Source organism: Pantoea agglomerans NBRC 102470 (genome assembly GCF_001598475.1).
Classification (GTDB): Bacteria; Pseudomonadota; Gammaproteobacteria; order Enterobacterales; family Enterobacteriaceae; genus Pantoea; species Pantoea agglomerans.
In genome coordinates this window covers 332,602-356,508 of sequence record NZ_BCZA01000001.1, presented here as the reverse complement: position 1 = coordinate 356,508, position 23,907 = coordinate 332,602, and the positions used below count along the sequence as shown (strand labels likewise).

General features: G+C 56.2%; 19 protein-coding genes. All 19 read right to left on the bottom strand.

Translation table 11 applies throughout. The features are described from left to right. Positions 1–10: 10 nt before the first annotated feature. Positions 11–976 (bottom strand): N-acetyl-D-Glu racemase DgcA, encoded by a 966-nt coding sequence (dgcA, locus tag PAG01S_RS01675; RefSeq protein ID WP_062757486.1) that lies wholly within the window; start codon positions 974–976, stop codon positions 11–13. A gap of 1 nt (position 977) precedes the next feature. Then, a complete protein-coding gene (gene dgcN, locus PAG01S_RS01670; RefSeq protein WP_052271734.1) occupies positions 978–1,985 on the bottom strand; it encodes an N-acetyltransferase DgcN in 1,008 nt (335 codons plus the stop codon). Positions 1,986–2,254: 269 nt separating this feature from the next. After that, a complete protein-coding gene (ssi4, locus tag PAG01S_RS01665) occupies positions 2,255–2,836 on the bottom strand; it encodes an immunity protein Sip4 (RefSeq protein ID WP_062757484.1) in 582 nt (193 codons plus the stop codon). Next, positions 2,836–3,798: an Ssp4 family T6SS effector gene (ssp4, locus tag PAG01S_RS01660; protein WP_062757482.1), complete on the bottom strand. Its 963-nt coding sequence runs from the start codon at positions 3,796–3,798 to the stop codon at positions 2,836–2,838. The genes ssi4 and ssp4 overlap by 1 nt, the downstream gene beginning before the upstream one ends. Positions 3,799–4,089: 291 nt before the next feature. Then, positions 4,090–4,410 carry a hypothetical protein gene (locus PAG01S_RS01655; RefSeq protein WP_062757480.1) on the bottom strand — a complete coding sequence of 107 codons (321 nt, stop codon included), beginning with the start codon at positions 4,408–4,410 and terminating at the stop codon, positions 4,090–4,092. A gap of 141 nt (positions 4,411–4,551) precedes the next feature. Further along, entirely contained in the window at positions 4,552–5,043 is a 492-nt protein-coding gene (locus PAG01S_RS01650) for a hypothetical protein (RefSeq protein WP_062757479.1), read from the bottom strand. A 1-nt stretch (position 5,044) separates the two neighbouring features. Next, a complete protein-coding gene (locus tag PAG01S_RS01645; RefSeq protein WP_062757477.1) occupies positions 5,045–9,463 on the bottom strand; it encodes an RHS repeat-associated core domain-containing protein in 4,419 nt (1,472 codons plus the stop codon). Between the two features lie 3 nt (positions 9,464–9,466). Beyond that, positions 9,467–9,907, bottom strand: coding sequence for a DcrB-related protein (locus PAG01S_RS01640; protein ID WP_010246011.1), 441 nt, complete (start codon positions 9,905–9,907; stop codon positions 9,467–9,469). Between the two features lie 58 nt (positions 9,908–9,965). After that, positions 9,966–10,328: a hypothetical protein gene (locus PAG01S_RS01635; RefSeq protein WP_062757476.1), complete on the bottom strand. Its 363-nt coding sequence runs from the start codon at positions 10,326–10,328 to the stop codon at positions 9,966–9,968. A 77-nt stretch (positions 10,329–10,405) separates the two neighbouring features. Beyond that, positions 10,406–10,882: an Ivy family c-type lysozyme inhibitor gene (locus PAG01S_RS01630; protein WP_174532008.1), complete on the bottom strand. Its 477-nt coding sequence runs from the start codon at positions 10,880–10,882 to the stop codon at positions 10,406–10,408. Positions 10,883–11,101: 219 nt separating this feature from the next. After that, positions 11,102–11,662 carry a hypothetical protein gene (locus PAG01S_RS01625; protein ID WP_062757472.1) on the bottom strand — a complete coding sequence of 187 codons (561 nt, stop codon included), beginning with the start codon at positions 11,660–11,662 and terminating at the stop codon, positions 11,102–11,104. Between the two features lie 13 nt (positions 11,663–11,675). After that, positions 11,676–14,393, bottom strand: a complete 2,718-nt coding sequence (gene tssI / locus PAG01S_RS01620; RefSeq protein ID WP_062757470.1) for a type VI secretion system tip protein TssI/VgrG — start codon at positions 14,391–14,393, stop codon at positions 11,676–11,678. 16 nt (positions 14,394–14,409) lie between these two features. After that, entirely contained in the window at positions 14,410–15,915 is a 1,506-nt protein-coding gene (locus PAG01S_RS01615; RefSeq protein WP_062757468.1) for a serine/threonine protein kinase, read from the bottom strand. 27 nt (positions 15,916–15,942) lie between these two features. Next, positions 15,943–18,552, bottom strand: coding sequence for a type VI secretion system ATPase TssH (tssH, locus tag PAG01S_RS01610; protein WP_062757466.1), 2,610 nt, complete (start codon positions 18,550–18,552; stop codon positions 15,943–15,945). Between the two features lie 54 nt (positions 18,553–18,606). Next, entirely contained in the window at positions 18,607–19,653 is a 1,047-nt protein-coding gene (gene tssG / locus PAG01S_RS01605; protein WP_033767010.1) for a type VI secretion system baseplate subunit TssG, read from the bottom strand. After that, positions 19,650–21,521: a type VI secretion system baseplate subunit TssF gene (tssF, locus tag PAG01S_RS01600; RefSeq protein ID WP_010669908.1), complete on the bottom strand. Its 1,872-nt coding sequence runs from the start codon at positions 21,519–21,521 to the stop codon at positions 19,650–19,652. Before tssF ends, tssG begins: the two co-directional genes overlap by 4 nt. A 2-nt stretch (positions 21,522–21,523) precedes the next feature. Continuing rightward, complete coding sequence (tssE, locus tag PAG01S_RS01595) at positions 21,524–22,099, bottom strand: type VI secretion system baseplate subunit TssE (protein ID WP_010246069.1); 576 nt, start codon at positions 22,097–22,099, stop codon at positions 21,524–21,526. Further along, the gene (locus PAG01S_RS01590) at positions 22,089–22,916 is read right to left on the bottom strand and encodes a type VI secretion system accessory protein TagJ (protein WP_062757464.1); all 828 of its coding nucleotides are present in this window, start codon (positions 22,914–22,916) and stop codon (positions 22,089–22,091) included. The genes tssE and PAG01S_RS01590 overlap by 11 nt, the downstream gene beginning before the upstream one ends. A gap of 16 nt (positions 22,917–22,932) precedes the next feature. Next, positions 22,933–23,907, bottom strand: a complete 975-nt coding sequence (locus PAG01S_RS01585) for a hypothetical protein (RefSeq protein ID WP_062757462.1) — start codon at positions 23,905–23,907, stop codon at positions 22,933–22,935.

The following is a 23,907-nucleotide window of genomic DNA, read 5'->3' as shown; positions in this document are numbered from 1 at the left end:
CCTCACAGAGTTATAGCCAGATATGGCCTTGGGAGTAGCTCAGGAAAGGAGAACTGTCGGCGGCAAGCCAGATGGGGCCATCCAGATCGACGAACTCAGCGTTAACCGCGACGGGCAATGCGGCCTCCATGGCCAGTGACGAGCCCAGCATGCAACCGACCATAATGCGCATATTGAGCGTCCGCGCTTCATCCACCATCGCCAGCGCTTCAGTCAGGCCACCGCACTTATCCAGCTTGATATTGATCATCTCGTAGCGATCGCGTAGTCCGGCAATATCCGCCCGCGTATGGCAACTCTCATCGGCACAGACCGGTATGGGATGTTTGAAACGTTTCAGGTCATGGTCCTGTCCGGCGGGAAGGGGTTGCTCCACCATCGCGATGTTGAAGGCCTTAAGCGCCACCAGCAGGCTTTCCAGTTCCAGACCCGACCAGGCTTCATTGGCATCGATAATGAGCGTGGCATGCGGTGCCGCCGCGCGAATCGCCGCCACTTTTTCCAGGATCGCATTACGGTCGAGCTTAATTTTGAGCAGGAGGGCGCCACGTGACACAGCATCCGCCGCCGCCAGAGCCATACATTCCTGCGTATCCAGGCTAAGGGTTTCTGCCGTAATGACCGACTCTGGCTGAGAGCAGGTGCTCTTTTGCCAAAGCGTTTGATTAGCCCGTGTGGCATCAAGTCGCCATAGCGCACAGTCCAGCACGTTGCGCGCTGAACCGGCGGGTAAGCGGTGTTGCAGATCATGATGGCTGAGGCCCGACTCCACGTCAGTGCGTACCGCTTCGAGCATGGCCTTAACGCTATCCGGCGTCTCATCGTAGCGAGCCGTTGGTGTACATTCGCCCTGCCCGATGAATCCCTCCTGCTCAAGCGTGACACGGATGACCGTCACGGCGGTACGGGTACCGCGTGCGATAGCAAAGGGTCGCGCCAGCGGCAGCTCCACCACATCAATCTGCAACTTTCTCATTTCAGCCACGCTCCTGAAGCAGTGCGGCGATCTCATCAATACCAAAACGCACCGGATCCGTTGCCGGTAAACCAAACTCAGCGCTGATTTCGGCGCAATAAGCGAGCGCCTCTTCTTCGCTGTAATTGGAGGTATTGATAGCAAAGCCAGCCAGCTGAACGGACTCACTGGTCACCTGCGCGGCACGCAGATTGGCTTCAACGCACGCCTGCAGGCTGACCATGGGCTGGTGTGGCAAATGACGCATGTGGGGTCGTCCCATTTCATGGCACATAACCAGCCAGTGTGGTTGCGCACCGTGCATCAGCCCCATACTCACGCCCGCATAAGAGGGATGGAACAGTGAGCCCTGGCCTTCAACGATGTCCCAGTGGTCCTCGTCATTCGCCGGTGAAAGCGCTTCTGCTGCACCGGCAATAAAATCAGCGATGACCGCATCCACAGCAATGCCCTCCCCTGCGACCAGAATGCCGGTCTGCCCCGTGGCACGAAAATCAGCTTTCAGGCCGCGCGCACGCATCGCCGCTTCCAGCGCCAGTGAGGTGTACATCTTCCCCACTGAGCAGTCTGTACCCACGGTCAGTATCCGCTTACCTGAACGCTTCTTACCGCTGCCCACATTGAGCGCTGGACGCATATGACGCAGGTCAAAAAGCTCAACGCCAGAAGCCTGTGCAAGCGTCACCAGTTCCGGTTCATCCACCAGTCGGTGGTGCAGCCCACTGGCCACATTCATGCCTGCTTTAATGGCACTTTTGATCGTTTCAAGCCAGTGCGCTGGCAGATAGCCCCCGGCATTGGCAGTGCCAAGCACCAGCGTTTTTGCGCCGCGCGCTTTGGCGCCGGGAATATCCAGTTCATCCAGACCCAGACTGACCGTGCAGCCCGGCAGTTTAATTTCGCCAACGCACTGCTCCGGCCGCCAGATATGAATACCGCGCGCCGTTTTTGCCGCAAGGGGATCGGTAACATCGCCAAGAAAGAGTAAATAGGGTTGTGGGATTAGCATGTTGTCTCTCGTTTCAGCCAAAAGATCAGGTTCTGAAACCACTATTTCATGCGTTCTGAAAGGTGACGAATGCTTGTTTAGCAGGAGGGTATAACGGCAGGTTATAGCCAGAGGTAATAGTGATGATGGATGGGTTTTTCAGGGGGATTGGGACAGGGGATGGAGTAAAAGAAGGAGTGGGTCATAGGAAAAAGATCGTGTTGAGAGAAAAATAGAAGAGAGTCGCGGAATGGGTATTCCGCGATAACAGTACTACAGATCAGTATGGGTTATTTCATGCGACGCTGCCGGGCGACGCTGGCGAGACGTTGTGTCCGGCAGTAAATGGCAAACAGGATGAAAGCCTGCCCATTAAGTATCCAGCGCGCACCCACCAAAGCCGCGAGTGCCAGAATCAGCCACAGACCCGAGTGGCTACCCATAACTACGCTGTAGCTCAAGAGTAAAACGGTCGATATAAGCAACATCGCACAGACGTAAGCCAGCCCCGCCACACCGGCTGTATGGCCTCGCGCAAGCAGGTAACTGGCCGTGAGTATCACGCCTATAACGACGATTGAGGGAACAAAAAAACTCAACGCATGTATCTGTGGACTGAGCGGAGGTAGAGCGTGCAGAAACGTCAGCAAATTAAATGCAAATGCAGCCAGCAACAGCATCAGCACGATTGCAACGGGGAAGCCATTTTGCCGGGGCAGCGCCTCAGAAGGCTGTTTAAAATAGCGCTCGAGCTCTGAAGTGGAACGGGCAAGTATCGAATCATCCTGCCGTGCGATTGCCTGATCTATTTCGCGACCATGTTGCAGGAGTTCAGTGATATTACGTCCAATAAGCCATGATAAAAATTGCATTAAATTACCGCCAGTGACTGGATTGTTCCCACAATATAGCGCCCGGAGCGCGGCACATTACCTGGAGCAGCAATGATACCACTGACAGCACTGCCTGCCACAGCCGCTGCGCTCGTGACGACCTGCGCGAGTTGCTTAACAAGTTCTTTTTGCACCGACTCTACAGGGAAACGCTTTGGATAAAGTCCTGCACGGATGGCGGCTTTAAGCTCTTTATTACTTATACCAGGGTTTTGTGCCTTAATGATTAATTCAGTAAGACGAGCCCGGTCCTGCCTTGGATAGTTCCTGAGCCACTCCGTTGCTTTTAAAGAAGAGACTGATTTCATCGCTCGCCATGTTGCCAGGGCTTCTTTTAACGCACCGCCCACACTGGCTAGTGAAATAAGGTCAAGGGACGTTGAAGTGGCAACGTACCAATCCTGAGAGTCCAGCCACGCTACGTTTTCACCACCGTTTTCGACGAGATCATAAACCCGGTAAATACCATTGACACATTGCACGCCTGTTGCGGCAGCGCCAGCATAACCAATAGCAACAAGCACGCCGCTACTGCCAGCGGTTATAGGCGTTGCTGAAGCGCCGATAACCGCCACGCCAGCAGTAATAATCATTGCACCACAGGAAAGCACGGTCGAGGCAATCTCCGTTCCCATTGAGGTTACGCTTACTGCTTCACTAAGTGACTTGCCCGTATTAGACGCTGTGGCTTGCTTAGGCGTTTTGGTCACAATCAGATGTGTAACGATACCACTTTGACCATTAGGATGACGCTGGCCAGGCCGAACAAGATAACGCTGTGCGCCATCCGCATAGATGATGCCAGCCTGATAAAACTCCCGAGTACAATCCATTGCTGCACCCAGCGCTTTGAAATCAAAATCAGGTGCCCCATAACCGGTCATCCTGGCGATGTCGTAACCCGGTAAGTTATTCTCGGGATTCATTCCTGGCAGGTTCATTTTATCTCCTTATAGGCTTAAAATAATAAAAAGAGAGTTATTAAGACATTAAACTCTAAATGGAAACCTCATCCTTACCGCATCAGAATTACATATCATTAAATAGGCGACACACGAAGAAGCTTACCATTTCTTGATTGAACAAAAAACACCAGTCATTATATTCATGAACTCTAAAATTAAGACACACAATAACAGACTTATATTAAATCAGAAAAACAACCTTATAAAAATCTATTGCCATTTTAATAAAGCAATAAACATTTAACACAACTTTGTAGAAAATAACATTTACCTTTCTGTTATCACATAATCCCCTGGTCCGCGCCAGAAAATTTCCTTATAAGGCATATCGATCTTACCCTTTTCCTTTAAATACTCCATAACCTGAGATGGTGCCCATCCATGACCATATGAAAACAAAGCGCCAATTTCGACAAGTTTTTTTATCGCTATGATTTTTTCACTTTCGCTTTCAAAATAAACACAACATGAACTCCCCTTCTCGAGAAATCCACGCGTTGAAAAACATGATATGTTCTGGCTGCAACCCACCGATTTAAATGCCACCTTTTCATCATCTAATATAGTTACAATAATGGCGCTTAGCATTTAAGTCCTTTAGTGTTTTTTGAAAAATATTGTTTTTATCTATATTTTTCAAGCTTGCGAAATTTCTTTTTAAACTGTGTTATAAGATCTATGCATTCAACATAGCCGAAGGACACACATCGTATTTTTGTTATTATTAATTTAAATTTTAAATTTATTCCATTTGATGTAATCTTTCCATGCTTTTTCATCTTTAAAGCCTGAACGATAATTACAAACGATAGTACCAGTTCTGTTATGAGGATCATATGCGGCATCAATATGCCCCCATGCACCATACGCAGGAAGGTCAATACTTGTTTGCTCTTTAAACCAATCCCTTAACTTCCGGGTGACTTTACCATCAGGTTTGTTTTGCTCGCCCATTAATAATTTATCAGGAGCAAAACTCCAACTTTTTACTGTATCATTCATATCACTCGGACAAGAAAAGAAAACCACTAAGTAAATATCACCCTGTCTATTTTTACTTATATTAAAAACAGCTCGGTAGGCAACAGTATTCACACCATTATCAGGCCACGGCTCCCAAAAAATATCATCAATACTAAACAACTCCTGTCTAGTCGAAGTAGAAGAAAGAACTAATCCATTTCCAAAACTCAACCTTCCATCGTCTTTATTTACATCCATTTTATTTCCCCATACTGAATGGATTTCCAACAGGTTCCAGCACTGTTCTAAAGTTAGAAAGGAAAAATTGCGTTCCACCACCAGCACCAAATTTTATCGGATCCTGTGACAGTGCTTCGCCGGTTCCAGCAACTGTTTCACGTTTTACCCTGTAAGCCTGTATCTGCCCACGATAGCCAAATTTCGGATGTGGTAACACTTGTAAACTTTTCCAAAGTGACTCTCTGCTTCCTGCAGCAGCATCTAAGGTTGCTTTGTCAAAATAAAAACCAGACTGTCCAGGAACACCACCATAAACAATATCATTTTCTTTCAATATAGTATTCTGCCAGGTGTCACGGCCTTTATAGACACCTCTCCCCTGCCACTGTCTTGCAAAGGCGCCTTGGTTGTGATCATTATTTTTTGTCGGGTTATTAGGTTTACATGAACGCCTCAGCCCCCACGGATCCACCCAACCCAGCGCGTTCGGCGCATACTGGTAAAGGTTGATCCCGCCCGCCAGCCCTATCGGGTCCTGCTGGGTAAACCGTCCGCTGTCCGGGTCATAATAACGAAACAGATTGTAGTGCAGTCCGGTTTCCCGGTCCAGGTACTGGCCCTGCATACGCAGGTTCTGCTGAACGACCGGCATCCGCTGGCTGGATTCACGCAGCAGCTTGCCCCACGGGCTGTTGATACCTTCCCAGGCTTTTTGCCCTTCACCGTCAGTCAGCAGCTCCGGCATTCCATTGGCCGCATTATGGAACCAGTAAATTTCCGGGCTTTCCACACCATCAATACGCGCAAGTGGTTCATAGCTCTGGCTGTCGCTGTAAACGTAGGTCAGCGGGATCCCGTCGTGGATTTCCTGCAGCAGGCGGTAGCCTTCCCACACAAAGCGCGTCGTGACGGCGTTCCCCGACGGTCTTCCCTGCAACAGTTGCTGGCTGGTTTTACTGATGCGGCGCCCAAGCGGATCGTAGCGGAAACTCACCTTAGTGCGCGGCTTATTGCGGTCCCGCGGCTCGCTGATCACATCCGTCAGGCGATGCTCCCCATCATAGCGATAACGCCAGCGGGTATGCCCGTCATCTTTCTCAGTGGTACGGCCATGAATATCGTACTGCCAGCGGATACCGTTCAGTTCTGTGACACGGTTATGCATCACCTGTGCGGCACTATGGCGATCCAGCGGGTTGCCTGCGCCATCCCAGCGCCACTGTTCATTACCCGGCTGCGCACCGTCCTGAGACAACAGCCGGCCGGCGTTATCGTAGTTCCATAATGTCTGGCTGAACGGATTATCGTCGCGCTCTTCACGGATCAGGTTGTTGCCGTAATCGAAGTCGCGCCGGCGGGACCAGACGCGCGGTGCAGGACGCTGTGAGTCACCCTTAAACACGTCACGGCGGCGCAGTCTGCCTAAGCGATCATATTCACTGCGCATGGTCAGGCCGCCCTGCGTCCGGCTGAGTTCCCGATGCAGCGTGTCACGGGTAAATTCCGTGACCGGCAGGTTGTCTAATGCGATGCTCAGTAAATGGCCGCTACCGTAATAAAGTTGCTTCAGGTTGCGGCCATCCGGCAGGGTTAAGGCAGTGCAGTTGCCCAGCGCGTCATACTCCCACGCCAGTTCGCCCTGCTCCCCCTGCTCAGCAACGATGCGGCCCAGCGCATCATACTTAAAGGTAATCTCCTGCTCGGCCTGCTGGCTCCACTCGGTGTCAGAAAGCGGCAGATGCTGCGACACTTTGCCCAGGTGCCCCCCACCGCTGTAGTGATAGCGCGTCTGGCCTTCCGGCGTGGTTCGCGCCAACAGTTGCCCCGCACGGCTCCAGTGATAGCGATGAGTAATGGACTGAGGATGTCCGGCGGCAAAGGTGCGTGATACCGTGCGGCCCGCCGCATCATAGTCATATCGCGTGGCAACGCCATCCAGCCCGACCTGCGCCAGCAACAGAGAATCTGCGCCCCACTCGAACTGATACTGCTCGCCGTTCTCGTTTTGCAGCGCCGTCAACCGGCCACGGCTGTCCCAGCTTCGCTGAACCGTCTCACCCTGCGCATTACGGTTGGCGATCAATCGCCCGACATTGTCGTAACGGAATTCACTGCGCTTGCCATCAGCCGATTCATAGGCCAGCGGCAGTCCGTTTTCACTCCAGTGCAACCGCTCTTCCCATTCTTCTGCGCGTTCCAGCTGAAGAGGACGGCCTGCTGCATCATAGTGATAACGGGTTTCTTCACCATCCGGCGCGATGACACAGCTGAGCCAGCCCAGGGGATGATAACGGTAGCGCGTGGTCAGCCCTGAACAGTCGGTTTCACGGATAACCTGGCCGGCATCATTAAACTCACGGCGGTAGCTATTACCTGCTGCGTCAGTCTCTTCGACAACCAGTCCGAACTCATCCCGCTGATAGAGCGTGCTTTGCCCGAGCGCATCAACAACGCGTTCAAGGCCGTGATGGGGATCGTAATAGTATTTCGTTGTGGAACCGTCTGCTCCGGCAACAACCGTGGGCAGCGAACGGTGTGACAGCCATTGCACCGCCTGCACACCACCGTCAGCATCCTTCTCTTCAACACGGTTGCCCAGATCGTCATAGGTGAAGCTCACCGCGTTGCCCAGCGGATCGATGCGACGCGTCAGGAGTTCGTTTTCATCCCACTCATAACGCCACTTCTCGCCGCGCTCATCGATAAAACAGGTGATGAGGCCTGCGGCATTCCAGTGGTGTTCGCGCTGCTGACCGTCATAGGTCGACACGCGCGTGATGCCCGCCTCAAGATCGTAATGCATGTGGCAGCCATCACCGCTGTTGGTGCGGTTTTCTACAACGCGCCAGTGATCCAGCTTCTGCCAGCGATATTCACTCTCCAGCCCGCCCGGCAGTTGGTGCCAGACCATCAATCCATCGTCGTTGTAACGGAAGCGTCGTGAGACAACGCCTGCGGCATCAGTAACGCTGGCAAGCTGGCCCCGATCATTGTAGGTCCAGCGCGTGAGAGGCCAGTTCTGATCGCCATCAAAATGGCTGGCTGATGTCGGACGCCGCGCGTGCTGTTTGTCGTCGTAGTGCAGCGTGACGTCAATCGCCAGCGGCGCGTCATGGATACGTACCAGGCGGGCCTGTTCATCCCAGCCCATCTCCAGCGCATTACCGTACTCGTCGCTCAGTGAAGCCAGCCGCAGCACCTGCGGATCAGCGGCCGTGCGCCTGTAAAGACGCCATACCGCACCGTCGTCATCGGCAATGGCGATATCGCCAGACGCGTTGCGCCGTACCATCAGCCCTTCGCTGATGCTGTAGAGCACCTCTTTTTCACCGGGAACGTCAAAGCTCAGTTCGCGCCCGTTGTCATCAAACCAGGTCGCCCGATTCCCTTCCAGCGTCAGGTAGCTGTCAAACACCGTGGCCCAACCCTGACCAAACAAGCCAGCGCGCTGAGTCAGACTGTTATAGCTGCGCTGAAAACTGAGCGGGAAACGTCCGGGAAGGGAAAAATCGCGCTCGGCATCATCATTAAGGACTTTGACGCCGGTCGCCGCATGAACCGGAAACAGCGACGAGAAGGCCGCGTTAATAGCCATGTCCGCCGCCATACCGCCCACGGCACCGGCCAGCGCGCAGGGCATGTTTTTCAGGATCTGACTGGGGCGACCACGGATGAGAGAAAGGCCAATCATCATCACGGCCAGGCCTGGCACCTTGCCACTTTTGATCTCTCTGACCGTAACGGTTTCACCACCAATGATGACATTTGGGGAAACATCGTCGCTCACGGTGGCGTCACAGGTGGTTTTATCCTTTGCGCGCACCGCAGGCTGGCCATTGATAAAGACGCTTTTCGACCCCTGAGCCAGATATTGCGGTGCACTGTGTTTTTCACAGGCCACTTTGTCCTGCTCCAGCGGAGAGGTGCCCGCATCGGCGGAGGCTACCGTGGGCTGCCAAATTGCACTGCCAAACTGGCCGACCGCAGAGAGCAACATGCCGCCATAGTCGGCGAAGCTCTGCGGCGATTGTGGTTCCGGTGGCGGTGTCTCGCCGGGCGTGAGCATCCCGGCCGCGCGTGCGGCTAAAAGACCATTAACGTAGACATTCACTGATCCACTGGCGATTACTCCGGCAGGTGACGGCGGGAATATCATGTTTCCCAGCCCATCGGCCGCTTTGCTGATCTCTTGTGACAGACCAACGGCATTGGCCAGTACACCACCCAGAATACCGCTGAGCAGGCAACTGTTACCCACGGCTGCCACACTCGCCGCTGCCGCCCCTGTGCCTAGCAGGGGCGCTGCCGAGACGATAGCAGCACCCACTGCGGCACCAATGACGGCATAGGCCGCACCTTCCGCAACAATGCTCGTGATATCAGCGAAAATGCTGGAGTGAATGATCTCGTCGCCCACGCGGGCAGCAGGGTTATCCATAGGTTATGCTTTCCGTGGATTGTTCAGACTCAGGCTTTGTTTAAATGCACTCCAGCGCTGTCCATCCTCTTCATTGAATGGACGCATGGCTGATAGCGTAAAAATCATTAAGATGTTCGAATCAGGCACCTGTGTAGCCAGCTGTTTCTGCCACACTGCCTGCCCGTTACGGTCAAATACGGTTTCAACTTCTACCGCGTGTAATGTGTTATCTACACCTGCCATCAAACGTACAAATTCAGTCTGCTGGATATGGCCCATCTGACTCCGCAATGTGTCCCACTGACGCTGGAACTCTTTTTCCGCATCACTGCCCTCAGAAATAACGCCACGGCTCACAACCCATGCCAGCCCACTGGCTTCATCGCGGAGAATATTCATGGTGGTGTCCTGCCAGGCAGCAGGAAAAAGCGCAAAGGCGCCCTCATTGAATTGGTAATGCATAATAGATATCCATATGGGGAAAGTAAAAATGGAATGTTATTAACAGCAGAGGGAGTAACTATTTATTTGCATCATAATCGGGTGCGATACCCGTATGTGATTCAATCAATCTTTCTTTTTCTACCCAGCCATTAGCCTGATTTCCGTCATTAGCCACATACATTACGCTGTAATATTTTCCATATTCGACGTAAGCATATAATTCATTGCCAGGCACCACAAAAACGTCTTTCTCTACACAACGGCCATCAGGTGCAGAATAAAATTGCAGCCGTCCTGACCCGCCAACCCTGTAGACATTATCTGTATTGTCGAAACGCACGCCTTTTGCGTTAGCGTTACTAGCCATCCGTTGACAAAAATCATTTGCAGAAGTCATCAGCGGATATGCAACCAGTAAAATGCATAAAATTTTAATCATTTCAACCTGTAATAAAATTTGGCTAAGATATAATTATCACGCGATCATCGATTAAATTATCCATCCTGGATGGCAGACTATTCATTATCAAAACGCTTAGCCCAGCGTGCAATATCCTCCTGAACTTTATTATCTTCTGGCGCGTTAGTGACATAATGTATTTTGTTGTTTTCAGGCATCATCCAGGCAGCATACACTTTGCCATCTGCCTGTATCACGAATGCGGATGCTTGCACAAGATAGAGATCTTTTAACCAGCCCTCAACGAATATACCGCCGCCATCTGTTTTATGGGGTTCTCCAAAAACATCAAAGTTCTGTCTGAAATCATTATACTCATTACCTAAAACAGCTTTTAAAGTGGAGACAACATCCTGGTCACTAAAGATCTTTGAAACATTATCTAAGCTATTGTACTGAGAAAAAGACATTTGTGCTCCTGAAGCTGTTGCAATGCCTATCGGGCAAACTATAAATATCATCAAGAGCATCAATTTAACAAATAACTTCATAGCTTTACCTGAGGAGTGGATTAAATAGCGCTGTTTTACCATATTGATTATTCTCTTTTTAAATAATCATTCAACTCGCCAGATGGCATGCTGTTGTATACAGTTAACCGGGTCTTGAGTGAATGTGGTATTTATTTTATTGATTCACATACTTCAAGAGCAGGAAATTAAAACCCATTAGCGGATTTAAAATTATTTAATCGAAAAAATAAGATTAATAAGTTAATTTAACCCTGCGCGACGCATCACGCAGGGTTGTTATTATTCATCCGTATTAATCGTCATCATAATATGACTTATTTTTTTATGCTCTAACTGAAATGACATGCGTTTGTTATCAGCATCATAATATAACCAATGCTGATTATCACTGTCATCCACTGTGCCCTGACCATATTTACTGACCAGCACATCCTGGCTATCGCCTGGTCCTACGCCTCTCACTGTTTTGATCGCAGGAGTGTTGATGCTGATCTGTGCAATAAGGTAGCTGTCGATATCACGCTGCTCTTTTTGCCAGAACAGATTGGCAGTGTAGATTTCAAAACCATCATATTTGTGCTGGTAGTACTTAAAACTGGTGTCACCGGCAGGCACATCGCCAACAAAGTTTTCACTTATCTGCGTGCCCGCCTGCTTCTGAGTCTCATCGCTCCATTTATCACCTAAGGTAAAAGGATGATTATTGATTTTCACACTAAAGTCAGCGGCTGTTAAGGCAGCAGGGGACGTAATGCTTGCCGCCGCAGTAGCCAGATTTACCTGAACGGCAGGGAACAGCAGCGCAAACAACAATACTGCCTTTCTCATAGGAAAAATCATTTTTATCAGTCCCTTATTTAAACTCAGGTATGTCATAAGAAAGATTCGCATTCGGAAAACTGTCGAACATTTTCTTCATGCTAGTTGTCTGAGCCGTAGCCCAGTTAACATCTGTCGCATACTGATGTGTTCCCGGCGAAGCCGGATTCCAGCGCATTTTATACAAAGTATTCTGACCAGAGCCAACAAACTTATCAGATATCCATTTAGCACCACCATCGATGGCCTTAGCGGGTGTTGTCCAGCCCTGTTTATAAGCATAGTTAGCGCCGGTTTGCACCGCATTGCCATCCAGCGCACCTATGCCGTACATATTATAAACTTTGGTTCCATTAACCATGACGCCTTTGGCTAACTCACTGGTGCCATTTCCCGTCTCCAGCGCGGAATGGGCAGCCAGATACGCTTCATTAACATTATATTTTTTAGCCGCATCCAGATAAGTCTGTTCCTGACCGGACAGCGTGCCCTTATCCTTAAGGAAAGTGCTCATATCATCTTTACTGATCCCAGATGAGGAGGAAAGATCCACAAACTGATATTTGTCTTTGCCTTCCATGTGGTTGGCAGGATCGACATATTTTTTGATATCGTCCTCGGTGGCGTTTACGAAGCCTTTTTTAGTTTTATCCCATTTCACCGGCGTGGCTTTAAGCCCTTTTTGTTTTTTGACCATCTCATCTACCGAGTAGTCATATTTGCTCTTCTTATCGCCAGAAGCAGTATTGGCTAACGGTGCAGCCGCCCCTTTCGCCGGTGCCGCCGCAGCTTTTGGCGCAGCCGGAGCCGCCTGTCCTTTCTGCTTCGGCGGGAACAGATTCTCTACGGCCTGGCTGATGTTCTGTTTATGACTGGAGCCCGGTGCACTTGTGCCCGGCTTCGCGCCATCCGTGTTCAGGTTCAGTTTGCCGCCAGAGGTGGTGATATGACCATCACCCTGCACAAAAATATTGAAGCCCTTGCCCACAATATTGATCTGGCCATTCGCATTCAGTTCGATAGCACTCTCTCCGCATTCAAGGCGAAGTTTAGTCCCCGAACCCACTACATAGGTATCGACCACCGCATCGAGTTTGCCTTTACCGGTCAGCCGCTCTTCGCCCCCTTTTACACCGTGGACACGGTTGGTTTCGACACGGTAGAGCTCATTGCCGCCCGCGTAGTGGCTGTGATTGTTGGCGACTGAATGGCTGGCATCATTTTTAACATGGGTATCCATGTTCTTCTGCGCCTGAATCCACAGGTGTTCCTCACCCGACTTATCCTCAAACCTCAGCGCGTTCGCGGTGTCCGCCGTGCCATCCTTCGACCGGCTTAAAAAGCCCATCTGCGTCGCCGCTGCCGGCAGCGCCCACGGCGGCATGCTCGCCTCGTTATAAACCCGGCCGATGATCAGCGGACGATCCGGATCGCCGTTGATGAAGTCCACCACCACTTCGTCGTTCACTCGCGGGATCTGCACCCCGCCGAATCCCTGACCCGCCCAGGCGCTGGAGACGCGCACCCAGCAGGAGCTGGTATCGTCGCCCTTCGCCAGCCGGTCCCAGTGAAACTTCACCTTTACCCGGCCGTAGCGGTCGGTCCAGATCGACTCGCCTTTCGGGCCCACCACCTTCGCGGTCTGCGGGCCGTGCGTTTTCGGCCACGCCGTTTCCGGCGGCGTGCGGTAGGTCACTGACGACGGCAGCACCGTGAAGTGGATGTTGTGACGGCTGTCGCCGGTGTCGCCGCTGGCGTAACTGTTTTCGGCAAAGTCATAGGTCGCCGAGGTCACCAGATACTCGCCGTTGTCGCTGAAGTGCGGCGCGTTGATGATCGAGAAGGTAAAGCCCGGCGCGATGCCGGTGGCCGTGCCCGACCCGCTGACGCTGTGGTGCTCGGCCTGCCACACCTCCTGACGGATGCGCGCGTAGGACTCACCGTGGCTGTGGTCGACAAAATGGCCCGGCCAGTCGTAAACGTCCACCGAGCCCGGCACCGGCGACGCCGGGTTCTGGCGGGCCTGCAGCATCCAGGCGTTCGGCTTGCGGAAGTCGTAGTCGTCGGTGCTGTAGATGCCCGGCGTCACGCTCTCCGCCAGCGACCACTGGCTGATACCCTCCTCAGTGACCACGCCGCCCGACGGGGTGACGTGATAGGCAATGGTCTCATAGCCCGGAAACGCCTGATGCTGGTCCGGCGCGTCACACAGCACCAGCGTGTGTTTGTCCGCCTCGTGGCGGAAGAAGTAGTAAATCCCCTCCAGCTCCATCAGGCGGCTGATAAAGTCCAGGCTGCTCTCCTGATACTGCACGCAGTACTCCCACACCCGGTAGCTGCCCGCCAGGCGCGTCTCCACATTGACCCCGTACTCCTTCAGCAGCGTCTGCACAATCTGCGGCACCGTCTGGCTCTGGAAGATGCGCAGGTTGCGGTCGCGCTTCATCGGCCACAGGTCCGGCTCGACCGTCAGCTCATAGACCGCGTAGCGGGTGCCGCTCAGCTCCTGGCTGCGCACCGCCACCCGGGTGATTTTGCCGTTAAGGTAGCGCGGGCTCAGCGCGTTCATCAGCCCGTCGGTCGGCAGCGTGAACGTCACCGGCTTCCCCAGCAGGGCGTGGCGATCGATGCGCGCGTCGGTGGCCAGCAGTTCGGCGGTGAGCACAAACGGACGGGACAGCGTCTCGGTGCCCTTAAGCGTATGGAACAGCAGGCCGTCCGCCGGCAGCTGTGCAGTAATGCGTGAGAACATAAGTAATCCCTGACTATTAACTGTGTGGATCGAGCAACCAGACACCTTCTTCACTGATGTTCAGCGTTTGTTCGCGGGTGCCACTCTGGCCGCTGATGGCAAAGGTGTAGTTGCCCGGCGCCAGCTGCAGCGTGGCGAAGCCATTCACCGCCGGCACCAGCGCCTGCGGCTGACCGTTCACCTGAACGCGTTCACCCTGCTGCAGACGGATATAGACCTGGGCGACCGGCGCGGGTGGTGGTGCCGGTTGTGGATCGGGTTCACGCGCGGCGGTCTGCGCGGGCTCAGAAGTCTGAGCCGGAGTGCTGGCAACCGTATCCGGTGAGGCGTCAGCCTGGGTCGGTGGCGCGGCAACCGGCTGGTTAACCGGCGCGACGGTGACGGCAGGCGCGTCGTTCTGCGCGATCTCAGCCGGCGGTGTCTGTTCGTTACCGCGTGACATCAGCAGACCGGCGCCCAGGCCGACCAGCACGCCAGCGGCAACCAGGCCCGGCAGTGCAAAGCGGTGTCCCAGCAGCGTTTTCAGTTTAGAGGCGGGTTTGATCACCTCCTCTTCTTCTTCAATCGGCACCAGCATGGTGCCCGGTCCGCTCATTTTTGCGCTGAGCAGCGGTTCCGGTTCGCGTTCCGGCAGCGCCATCAGCGCAGCAAAATCATCAATGCTCTGCGGACGATCTTCCGGTTTCAGCGCCAGCGCGCGATCGACGGCGCTGAGTAGTGCTGTCGAGTAGCCCGCCAGACGACGCTGTACCAGCGGCTGGTAGTTATCTTCGATGCTGCGCACCACGCTGACTGGCGGTGGCGCACCGGTAATCAGGGTATGCAGCACCGCGCCCAGCGCGTAAATATCGGTCCACGCGCCCTGCTCACTCTCATCGTTGTCGCTGTACTGCTCAATCGGCGCATAGCCGGGACGCAGCATCGTCTCGCTCTCATCCGACAGATTGCCGATGGTTTTACGCGCCGACCCGAAGTCCAGCAGGATCGGCTCGCCACTGCTCTGGATCTGGACGTTATCCAGCGAGATATCGCGGTGCAGATAGCCCGCTTCATGGATGGTTTTGATCGCGCCCAGCAGCGGTGGCAGCATGCGACGGATCCAGGCCTCATTCACCGACTGCGGATTTCGTTCGCTGAAGTTCGAGAGCGTGGTGCCGCTGTAGAACACCGTACCCATATAGGCGGTGTCGTTCTGCACCCAGAAACGCAGCACATGCAGCAGGTTCGGATGGTTAAAGCGTGCCAGCAGACGCGCCTCCTGAATAAAGCTGTTCAGTCCGGCGTGAAAGGTTTTGCTGAACCGTTCGCTGCGCAGCACCAGATTCAGATCATCGCTTCGGACCGCCAGTGAGGCGGGCATAAACTCTTTGATGGCGATATCACGTTCCAGCTGGTGATCCCAGGCGCGATAGACGATGCCAAAGCCGCCACCGCCGATGACCTCTTTGATTTCAAACTCATTGAAGCGGTAACCCAGCGGCAAGGCGTTGGGGACATTCAGGGGTTGATCATGTTCCGACATATTCAATTACTCTCTGATAGCCAGGCTTTAAACCGCGAACTGGCAGACAAATTCACCCTGCTCACAACGCACATCGACGCGGCGATAGCGTTCATCACGGGCGTGGGCGCTCAGCAGGATCTGGCTCATCTGTGGCAACAGCGTGTTGGTAAGGATGGCATCCACCATGCGACCGCCCGACTCTACCTCGGTGCAGCGCTGCACGATCTGGCTCACCACCGACTCGTCGATCTGCGCTTCAATGCCGTGGTTATCATCCAGACGACGCACAATGCGCGCCAGCTGCAGCCGCACAATCTCCGCCAGCATCGCGTCGCTGAGCGGGTAATACGGCACCACCAGCAGACGGCCCAGCAGCGCAGGCGGGAACACCTCCAGCAGCGGCTTACGCAGCGCGGTGCTCAGGGCGTCGGGGTCGGGCATCAGTTCAGGATCGGCACACATCGCGCTGATTAACTGCGTGCCGACATTGGAGGTCAGAATGATGATGGTGTTGCGGAAATCGATGTGCCGGCCTTCGCCATCCTCCATCCAGCCTTTATCAAATACCTGGAAGAAGAGCTCATGCACATCCGGATGGGCTTTCTCAATCTCATCCAGCAGCACCACGCTGTAGGGGCGACGGCGAACGGCTTCGGTCAGCACGCCGCCCTCGCCGTAGCCGACGTAGCCCGGCGGTGCCCCTTTCAGCGTCGAGACGGTGTGCGCCTCCTGAAACTCACTCATGTTGATGGTGATGATGTTCTGCTCGCCGCCGTACAGCGACTCGGCCAGCGCCAGCGCGGTTTCGGTTTTGCCGACACCGGAAGGCCCGCACAGCATAAACACGCCGACCGGCTTGTTGGGATTATCAAGGCGCGCGCGCGAGGTGCGTACCCGTCTGGCGATCAGATCCAGGCCGTGACGCTGGCCGATGACCCGCTGGTTCAGGGTATCGGCCAGATTCAGCACCGCGTCGATCTCATTCTTCACCATCCGGCCCAGCGGAATACCGGTCCAGTCCGACACCACGGCAGCCACCACGCCCGCATCGACGGCGGCAAACAGCAGCGGCGTGTCGCCCTGCAGCGCAGTAAGCTGCTGCTGCGTCGCATCACGCTGTTCACGCAGCGCCGCATCCTCTTCTGTCACACAGCGGGCGCGCAACGCAATCAGTGTCTCGACCAGTTCGCGCTCCTGCAGCCAGCGCTGTTGCAGCGCTTCCCGCTCGGCTTCCAGCGCAGTGCGCTGCGCTGCAATCGCCTGCTGGCGGGTGGCGTCGCCCAGGCCCACCCGGATTTCACGTTCGATGATCTCCGCTTCAATCTCCAGCGCCGCCAGACGGTGAAGACAATCTTCCAGCGCCGCGGGCTGCGCGCCCTGGCTGACCGCTACGCGGGCGCAGGCGGTATCCAGCAGCGCCACCGCTTTGTCAGGCAGCTGGCGCGCCGGAATGTAGCGATGCGACAGTTTCACCGCCGCACTGACCGCATCATCCAGCAACAGCACCCGATGATGTTTCTCCAGCGCGCTGACGGTGCTGCGCAGCATCAGAATCGCTTTGGCTTCATCCGGCTCCTGCACCTGCACGGTCTGGAAGCGACGGGTCAGCGCCGGATCTTTCTCAATGTACTTTTTGTATTCCGCCCAGGTGGTCGCGCCGATGGTGCGCAGCTGTCCACGTGCCAGCGCCGGTTTAAGCAGGTTGGCGGCATCACCGGTGCCCTGCTGACCGCCTGCGCCAACCAGGGTGTGGATCTCATCAACAAACAGCACAATCGGCGTCGGGCTTGACTGCACCTCATTGATCAGCGCCTGCAGTCGCGCTTCAAACTCCCCTTTCATGCCGGCACCCGCCTGCAGCATGCCGATGTCCAGCAGCCAGAGCTGCACATCGCGCAGCGGCGCAGGCACATCGCCCGCCGCGATACGCAGCGCGAGGCCTTCGACCACCGCGGTTTTGCCGACGCCCGCTTCGCCGGTCAGCAGCGGGTTGTTCTGGCGGCGACGCATCAGGATATCGACCATCTGGCGGATTTCGTCGTCACGTCCGGTTACCGGATCAATGCGGCCTTCACGGGCACGCGCCGTCAGGTCCTGCGCATATTGTGCCAGCGTACTGCCACTGGCGGCGGGCGGTGCGCCGCCAGCATCCGCCGGTGCGCTCAGCGCCTGCTGCGCTTCTTTGCTATTGCCGAGCAGCGTGTCGAATTCCGCCAGCAGCGCATCGGCGTTGACGCGGCTGAACTGACCGGAGATGCCTTTCAGCACGCTGGCCAGGTTGAAGGTTTTCAGCATGCCGATAAGCAGATGGCCGCCGCGAATGCGGGTCGCGCCATATTTCAGCGAGGCGTAAACCCACGCCCGTTCAACGGCGCTGTCGATATGCTCGGAGAGGTCGGAGACCGCACTGGCACCGCGTGGCAGGCGATCCAGCGCGGCAACGATGTCCTGAGTCAGGGCCTTTTCATCCAGTGAAAAATGTGTGATGACCTGCTGTAAGTCGCCATCCTGCTGCTGCATCAGCTGATGCAGCCAGTGCACCAGCTCAACATAGGGATTGCCGCGCAGTTTGCAAAAGGCGGTGGCGCTTTCCAGCGAGGTAAATAACAGCGTATCCAGTTTGCCGAATAGCACGGCACGGCTGATTTCTGACATAGGGGGCTCTCTTCAATGAAAGACGCAGGCTGTGTAACAGGGAAAGCGGCTGGGCTAGCGCGAAGCAGCCTCAACCTCAAACATAAAATCTTCACGATCTTGCGGCTGCGGCGCGAGCCCCAGCCAGCTGGTATAGCCGAGTCGGGCAGTTCCACCCAGCGTCACACCCTGTACCTCGTCAGCGGCCAGGATCAGGCTGAGATCCCACTGCATTTCAATGCCGAGGTAGTGACGCACCCAGTCGCGTACTTCACGCGCGCCGGGGGCATCCGGCAGAAAACGGGCATACTGCGCAGCGCTGAGCGGTCCCAGGTGCAGGCGAAAACGGTGCTGCACGTCGCGCACCGCCACGCCGAGAAACGCAGAAGCGCCCAGCCGGGGCATATGGCGTCCCGCGCCCAGTCGGGCCTGATCGCGGCTGTCCAGCGTCAGCCAGTGCGGCAGGTTCTGCGTCAGCCTGACCGGCACGCCAAAGTAGTGGCGCAGAATGCGCACCAGCCCTTCAGCATCGTGGCCGTGGCGGCTGAGATGGCCCACCAGCATCAGCCGGGCATGGAGGCTGAGCGAGCTGGCCTGCTGCTGGGCCGGTAAACCGATGCCCGCCAGGCAGGCGAGATAGTTCAGGAAGCGACTGTCGTCGGGGCGATCCAGCGACACGGTCGGCTGCGCATCGGCCCAGGCACGATAAAAAAGCAGCGTGGCGCGATGGTGAAACAGGTCAGCAAACGCCGACAGGCTGTGATCCTGATGATGCACGATACGTTCATGCACATATTCGGTCAGATGGGTCGGCAGCGGGCCGTTGGGGCCAAACAGCCCGAAGCTGTAGATGGAGAGCTCATGACGTCCCGCCTCGTCACGCGGCGTGGCGCTGGCGACGGTGGCGGGCGCAAACGCCAGTGACGGTGTCTGACCGATACGCACCGATTCGAACTTCGGCAGCGGCGCACGGCCCAGCGGATAGCGCTGACCGCCCTGCGCATCCAGCCGCCGCAGCAGCTGGAACAGATCGTAGCGCCACGGCGCGGCCATCACCCGCTGCCAGAAATCATCCGGCAGACGGGTGAGCCGGGGCAGCGAAATCACCTTTTCGCCACTCATATCAGCGCTTTCCGGCCCATGCGCGGCGGCCAGTAGCCCACTTCTCCACGCTGCTGGCTGTTCAGGGTGAACTCCGTGAAACTGTTGAGCGCCACAAGGCGGCCACAGACCCGCTCCAGCACGCTGCCGAACAGCCACGGGCTGGCACCCGAAAACGCCTGCTCATCCACTTCCAGCGTGATGCTGACACCGCGCGCAAACACCACCGGGCCCGGCTCCGGCACGCGGCGGTTGACCGCGCTGAGCGTGCAGTGGCGGATGCCGTCAATCTGACGTGCGACCGGCGCTTCCGCCAGGTTGGCGTAGAGGCTCAGCAGCTGGCGCAGCGCCGCCGCGCCTTCTCCGTCGCTGCTGTCCATCAGGCTGAGGTAGTTCATCTGCAGATGGCTGATCAGCCGCCACGCGGAAAGTCCCTCGGCCAGCGCCGGACGCGGAGGCGTCGGCCCTTTGCACAGCTTCAGCTCCGATACCGGAATGGAGTCCGGCATCACGAAGTTACCCTGATCCTGCTGCAGCATCAGCGGCAGATCGCGGCTGGTACACATTACGTCAGCGGAGAGATAGCGCACCTCGTCGTGCCACGGCGCGTGATGCTCATCCACCAGCGACAGAAAGACTTCTGAACCGATATAGCCCGTGCGCGTGCCGTAGCGCTGCGCCTGCTCGGACAGCGTGCGCTGTTCGCGGCGCAGTGAAAAATAGGCGCCGTAATCGCCCTGGTCACCGCTGAAGGTGCTCCAGAACGGACGGAAAACCTGCTCTTCGCGCTTGCCCTCTACCGTAGCGAACAGCCGCTGCACCGAGTGCACCTCATAATCCAGCGGCCGGATGTTATCCACCACCAGGTGATATTCATGCTGGCTGTCGCTGACCTTCAGGCGCTCGGCGGTTTTCGGAAACAGATTGATGACAGGCGTGCAGTGCAACGCCAGATGGCTGTGATCGACCACGCTTTCCAGTGCGCTGTCCGCTTTATCGAGCAGAATGATGATGTCGAACGCCATGGCGTTGTCGCAGCGGCGCAGAAACGGGGCCAACTGGCTCAGACTGATAAACTGGAAGCGCGCCGGAAAGGCGAAATACTCCTGCAACAGACGATAGCCGTCGAAGTTGCGCAGATCGTCCGGCAGCAGCGCCTGCTCCGGCGCAAAGCCCTGCTGCTGTAACGCGTCGTCTGTCAGCACCTGACGCTGTGGCCGCTTCTCAACCGACTGCAGCACGATGCCCACCCGGTGCTGCATCAGCAGCTCCAGCAGTTTCAGTGCCTGGATATCCGGGCCGCTGAGAAACAGCATCAGATCGTCCACGCTAAGCTGACTCAGCGAGGAGATCCCTTCGCAGCTGATGCGGATACGCAGCGCACTGACCGCGCCCAGACCGCCGAGTTTCAGCTCGCCAGAGGGCAGATCGCCGGGCACGCCGCCGAGACTGGCTTCACTGATGCGCAGCGGATGCAGTACCACATCGTGCGCGGTGGTATAGCTGCAGGTCACGCCGGTTTTTTTCAGGTTCTGGCTCTCCATCATGGTGCCGCGCGGCACGCGAAAGCCCTGGGTGATGTCGCCTTTGCGGCTGTCCGGCGTCAGCTGAGCGATCGCCATTGACGGCGTTGGCGAGAGATAGGATGGCGCAATCATCTCCAGCAGACGCTGCGAGAAACGCGGAAACTCCGCATCCATCTTCAGCTGCACGCGCGACGTCAGGAAGGCAAAACCTTCCATCAGCCGCTCGACATAAGGGTCCGCCACGTCAATGCCGCGCATGCCAAGACGTCCTGCCACTTTAGGGTAGCGCGCAGCGAACTCGGCCCCCATCTCACGCAGGTAGGCCAGTTCACGGTTGTAATAGTCGAGCAGATTGCTGTCCATGATTACCCTGCATCCTGTAGTTCGAAATGGCCGCTCTCCAGATCAACCTGAGTGCGGAACAGAAACGCCAGCGGATAAGGCACGCACCAGAGCCGCCCTTTGATCTCAATCGACAGCACGTTGTGCAGGCTGAGCGAGCCGAGATCGCTGACGCAGCGCACCTGTAAACCCTGCGGCAGGATGCGCGGCTCGAAGTGCAGAATGGCGTTGGTCATTTTGCGCTGCATATCCTGCCATTCGATATCGGAGACGTTCTGCCCGGCCAGCGGTGCCACACCGAAGTTCCAGACAGAGCGCTGCACCTGGTCAAAGCCGCTGAGATCCTGCTGCGCTTCATTGTTGATGGTGTTGAACAGCCACTGCAGATCGCGCAGTACGTGACGGCGCAGCGTGCTGTGAGTGATCAGCATGCTGTTGTCCGCTTCCTGCTGTTTATCCGGCGCGTTGTCGGTCAGGCGATCCAGCAGCGAGGATTGCAGCTTGTCGCGGGCGGTTAACGCATCACGTTTTTTACGCGCGCGAAAGCCGCCATGCAGCTGGGCATAGCCGTCGTTTTGCGCGCCTGAATCATGGCTCATCGGCGGACTCAACGCTGTCAAACGCGACCTGCAGCAGGCTCAGCAGCGAGAATTCCGCGCTGTCGCTGAGCCACATTTTTTGTCCCTGGCCGATAAACTGGTCCGGATCCTCACCCAGCGGCTGCCATTCGGTGACGCTGGCGCGCAGAAAACGTTCGTCAGATGCCGCCAGCAGCGGATAGCGCGCCGGGATCTGGCACACCTGCTCACTGCCATCAACCAGCTGCACACGCGTGTGACGCCACACCAGATCGGTGACGCTGGCGGGTGCCTGAAACTGCATCTCACGAATGGCGGCAAACGGGATCCAGTAATAACGGCCCTGACTGATGACTTCACACACTGGCCCGAAACGGCTGTCGCCATCCATCAGCCAGCTGAATGCGGTGGGCTGATCCTGCTGCGTTGCGGTGCCGGGATTGGCCGCCGCGAGCTCAAGCGCTTCAGCCCGCAGCGTGCTGCCGCGCGCGACATCACCCGCGGTTTCGGCCTGCAAGGCGGCCAGCAGCGTGTCGCACCAGTGCCAGGCGCTGCCCGGCAGCACCGGGTCGGCCTGGCCACGCAACACCGCGTCACGCTGCAGCTCACCGGCGATCGCCTGTTGCAGCAGATTAACTGTCGGTTGCGCCTGCGGGCTTAACGCCAGCCAGGATTGCAGCTGCGTCTGCGCGCGCGCCCAGTTGCCTGAAAGACAGAGCAGCTGCACAAAGGCGGCCCGCAGGTCAGCATTCGCCGGATTTGCCTGAATCTGGCGGGTCACGTCAGCGAGCGTCTCGCCGAGGGTGGCGCTGGCCAGACGGTGTTGTAAGGATTCCATGCAAACTCCTTTTGCGTCAGTTAAGAGTGCGGTAGACCGCAGCGGCGGGATCTTTCAGTTCAGGATGGAGTTTTTCCACCAGCTGCACGCTCAGTGCGGCATCGCCACTGATCCACGGCGACCAGACTTTACGGACTTCCTGCAGACGCGCCTGCAGCGCACTCTGATCGGCGGCTTCGCTGACGGGCATCTGCACCACCACCTGACGCGTTGCCTGCCAGCCGTTAAAGCGGTTGCTGAACGGCAGAATCAGCCAGCTGTCCGGGGATTTTTCATTGCTCAGCACCATGCGTTCACTGTTGACCGTGGTGATGTGCAGTTCGGCAGTGGGCGACTGATTGCTCAACCCCATCACCGGAAAACCCTGCAGGAAGGTCACGCCGACTGCCGCTGGTGCGCCGTTACCCTGTTGCGTCAGTCGGCTGTGTCCGCTGAGCCAGCCATCCGAACCACAGATCAGCCCCTGATTTGCCGGAACAAACAGCGCGCTGCCCTGTGCCGGGTGCTGCCACCAGGTACGGAAATGGCAGCCGTCCAGCAGACTGAATTGCAGCCACGGCGACGTGTCGGCCTGAGCGGCGTTGCGTAGTGCGTCTGCGGGGACCGCCGTAGCCGTCGGCTGGAGCGGCTGCGTCGCGGGCGGCGTCACCACGGTTTTCCACTGCTGCGCACGGGCGGCGCTGCCAGTAGCAATTTCACTCCCCTGCGCATCGGTCAGTTGCCAGTGCAACTGTTGCAGCGGTTTACACTGCGACGCCATCAGTCCGGCAACGCGGGGCAGAAAATCTTTCAACACCGCGGCGTTTTTTTCACCCAGGGTGACGATGCGCAGGTTAATGGTGCTGTTACACCAGCTCGACAGCTGATTGTTTTTTACGTCATCAATCCAGACATCCAGTTTCTGTGCCGGGGACTGTACGATGCGATAGTTTTCAGCATAAGCCTGCGTGCTGAGCAGCAGCGCAGCCAGACCCAGTAATCCATATTTCAT

Bases quoted from the DNA above. Each gene is read 5' to 3' on its own strand.
- dgcA (WP_062757486.1), bottom strand. From the start codon at position 976: ATGAGAAAGTTGCAGATTGATGTGGTGGAGCTGCCGCTGGCGCGACCC.
- dgcN (WP_052271734.1), bottom strand. From the start codon at position 1,985: ATGCTAATCCCACAACCCTATTTACTCTTTCTTGGCGATGTTACCGAT.
- ssi4 (WP_062757484.1), bottom strand. From the start codon at position 2,836: ATGCAATTTTTATCATGGCTTATTGGACGTAATATCACTGAACTCCTG.
- ssp4 (WP_062757482.1), bottom strand. From the start codon at position 3,798: ATGAACCTGCCAGGAATGAATCCCGAGAATAACTTACCGGGTTACGAC.
- PAG01S_RS01655 (WP_062757480.1), bottom strand. From the start codon at position 4,410: ATGCTAAGCGCCATTATTGTAACTATATTAGATGATGAAAAGGTGGCA.
- PAG01S_RS01650 (WP_062757479.1), bottom strand. From the start codon at position 5,043: ATGGATGTAAATAAAGACGATGGAAGGTTGAGTTTTGGAAATGGATTA.
- PAG01S_RS01645 (WP_062757477.1), bottom strand. From the start codon at position 9,463: ATGGATAACCCTGCTGCCCGCGTGGGCGACGAGATCATTCACTCCAGC.
- PAG01S_RS01640 (WP_010246011.1), bottom strand. From the start codon at position 9,907: ATGCATTACCAATTCAATGAGGGCGCCTTTGCGCTTTTTCCTGCTGCC.
- PAG01S_RS01635 (WP_062757476.1), bottom strand. From the start codon at position 10,328: ATGATTAAAATTTTATGCATTTTACTGGTTGCATATCCGCTGATGACT.
- PAG01S_RS01630 (WP_174532008.1), bottom strand. From the start codon at position 10,882: ATGGTAAAACAGCGCTATTTAATCCACTCCTCAGGTAAAGCTATGAAG.
- PAG01S_RS01625 (WP_062757472.1), bottom strand. From the start codon at position 11,662: ATGATTTTTCCTATGAGAAAGGCAGTATTGTTGTTTGCGCTGCTGTTC.
- tssI (WP_062757470.1), bottom strand. From the start codon at position 14,393: ATGTTCTCACGCATTACTGCACAGCTGCCGGCGGACGGCCTGCTGTTC.
- PAG01S_RS01615 (WP_062757468.1), bottom strand. From the start codon at position 15,915: ATGTCGGAACATGATCAACCCCTGAATGTCCCCAACGCCTTGCCGCTG.
- tssH (WP_062757466.1), bottom strand. From the start codon at position 18,552: ATGTCAGAAATCAGCCGTGCCGTGCTATTCGGCAAACTGGATACGCTG.
- tssG (WP_033767010.1), bottom strand. From the start codon at position 19,653: ATGAGTGGCGAAAAGGTGATTTCGCTGCCCCGGCTCACCCGTCTGCCG.
- tssF (WP_010669908.1), bottom strand. From the start codon at position 21,521: ATGGACAGCAATCTGCTCGACTATTACAACCGTGAACTGGCCTACCTG.
- tssE (WP_010246069.1), bottom strand. From the start codon at position 22,099: ATGAGCCATGATTCAGGCGCGCAAAACGACGGCTATGCCCAGCTGCAT.
- PAG01S_RS01590 (WP_062757464.1), bottom strand. From the start codon at position 22,916: ATGGAATCCTTACAACACCGTCTGGCCAGCGCCACCCTCGGCGAGACG.
- PAG01S_RS01585 (WP_062757462.1), bottom strand. From the start codon at position 23,907: ATGAAATATGGATTACTGGGTCTGGCTGCGCTGCTGCTCAGCACGCAG.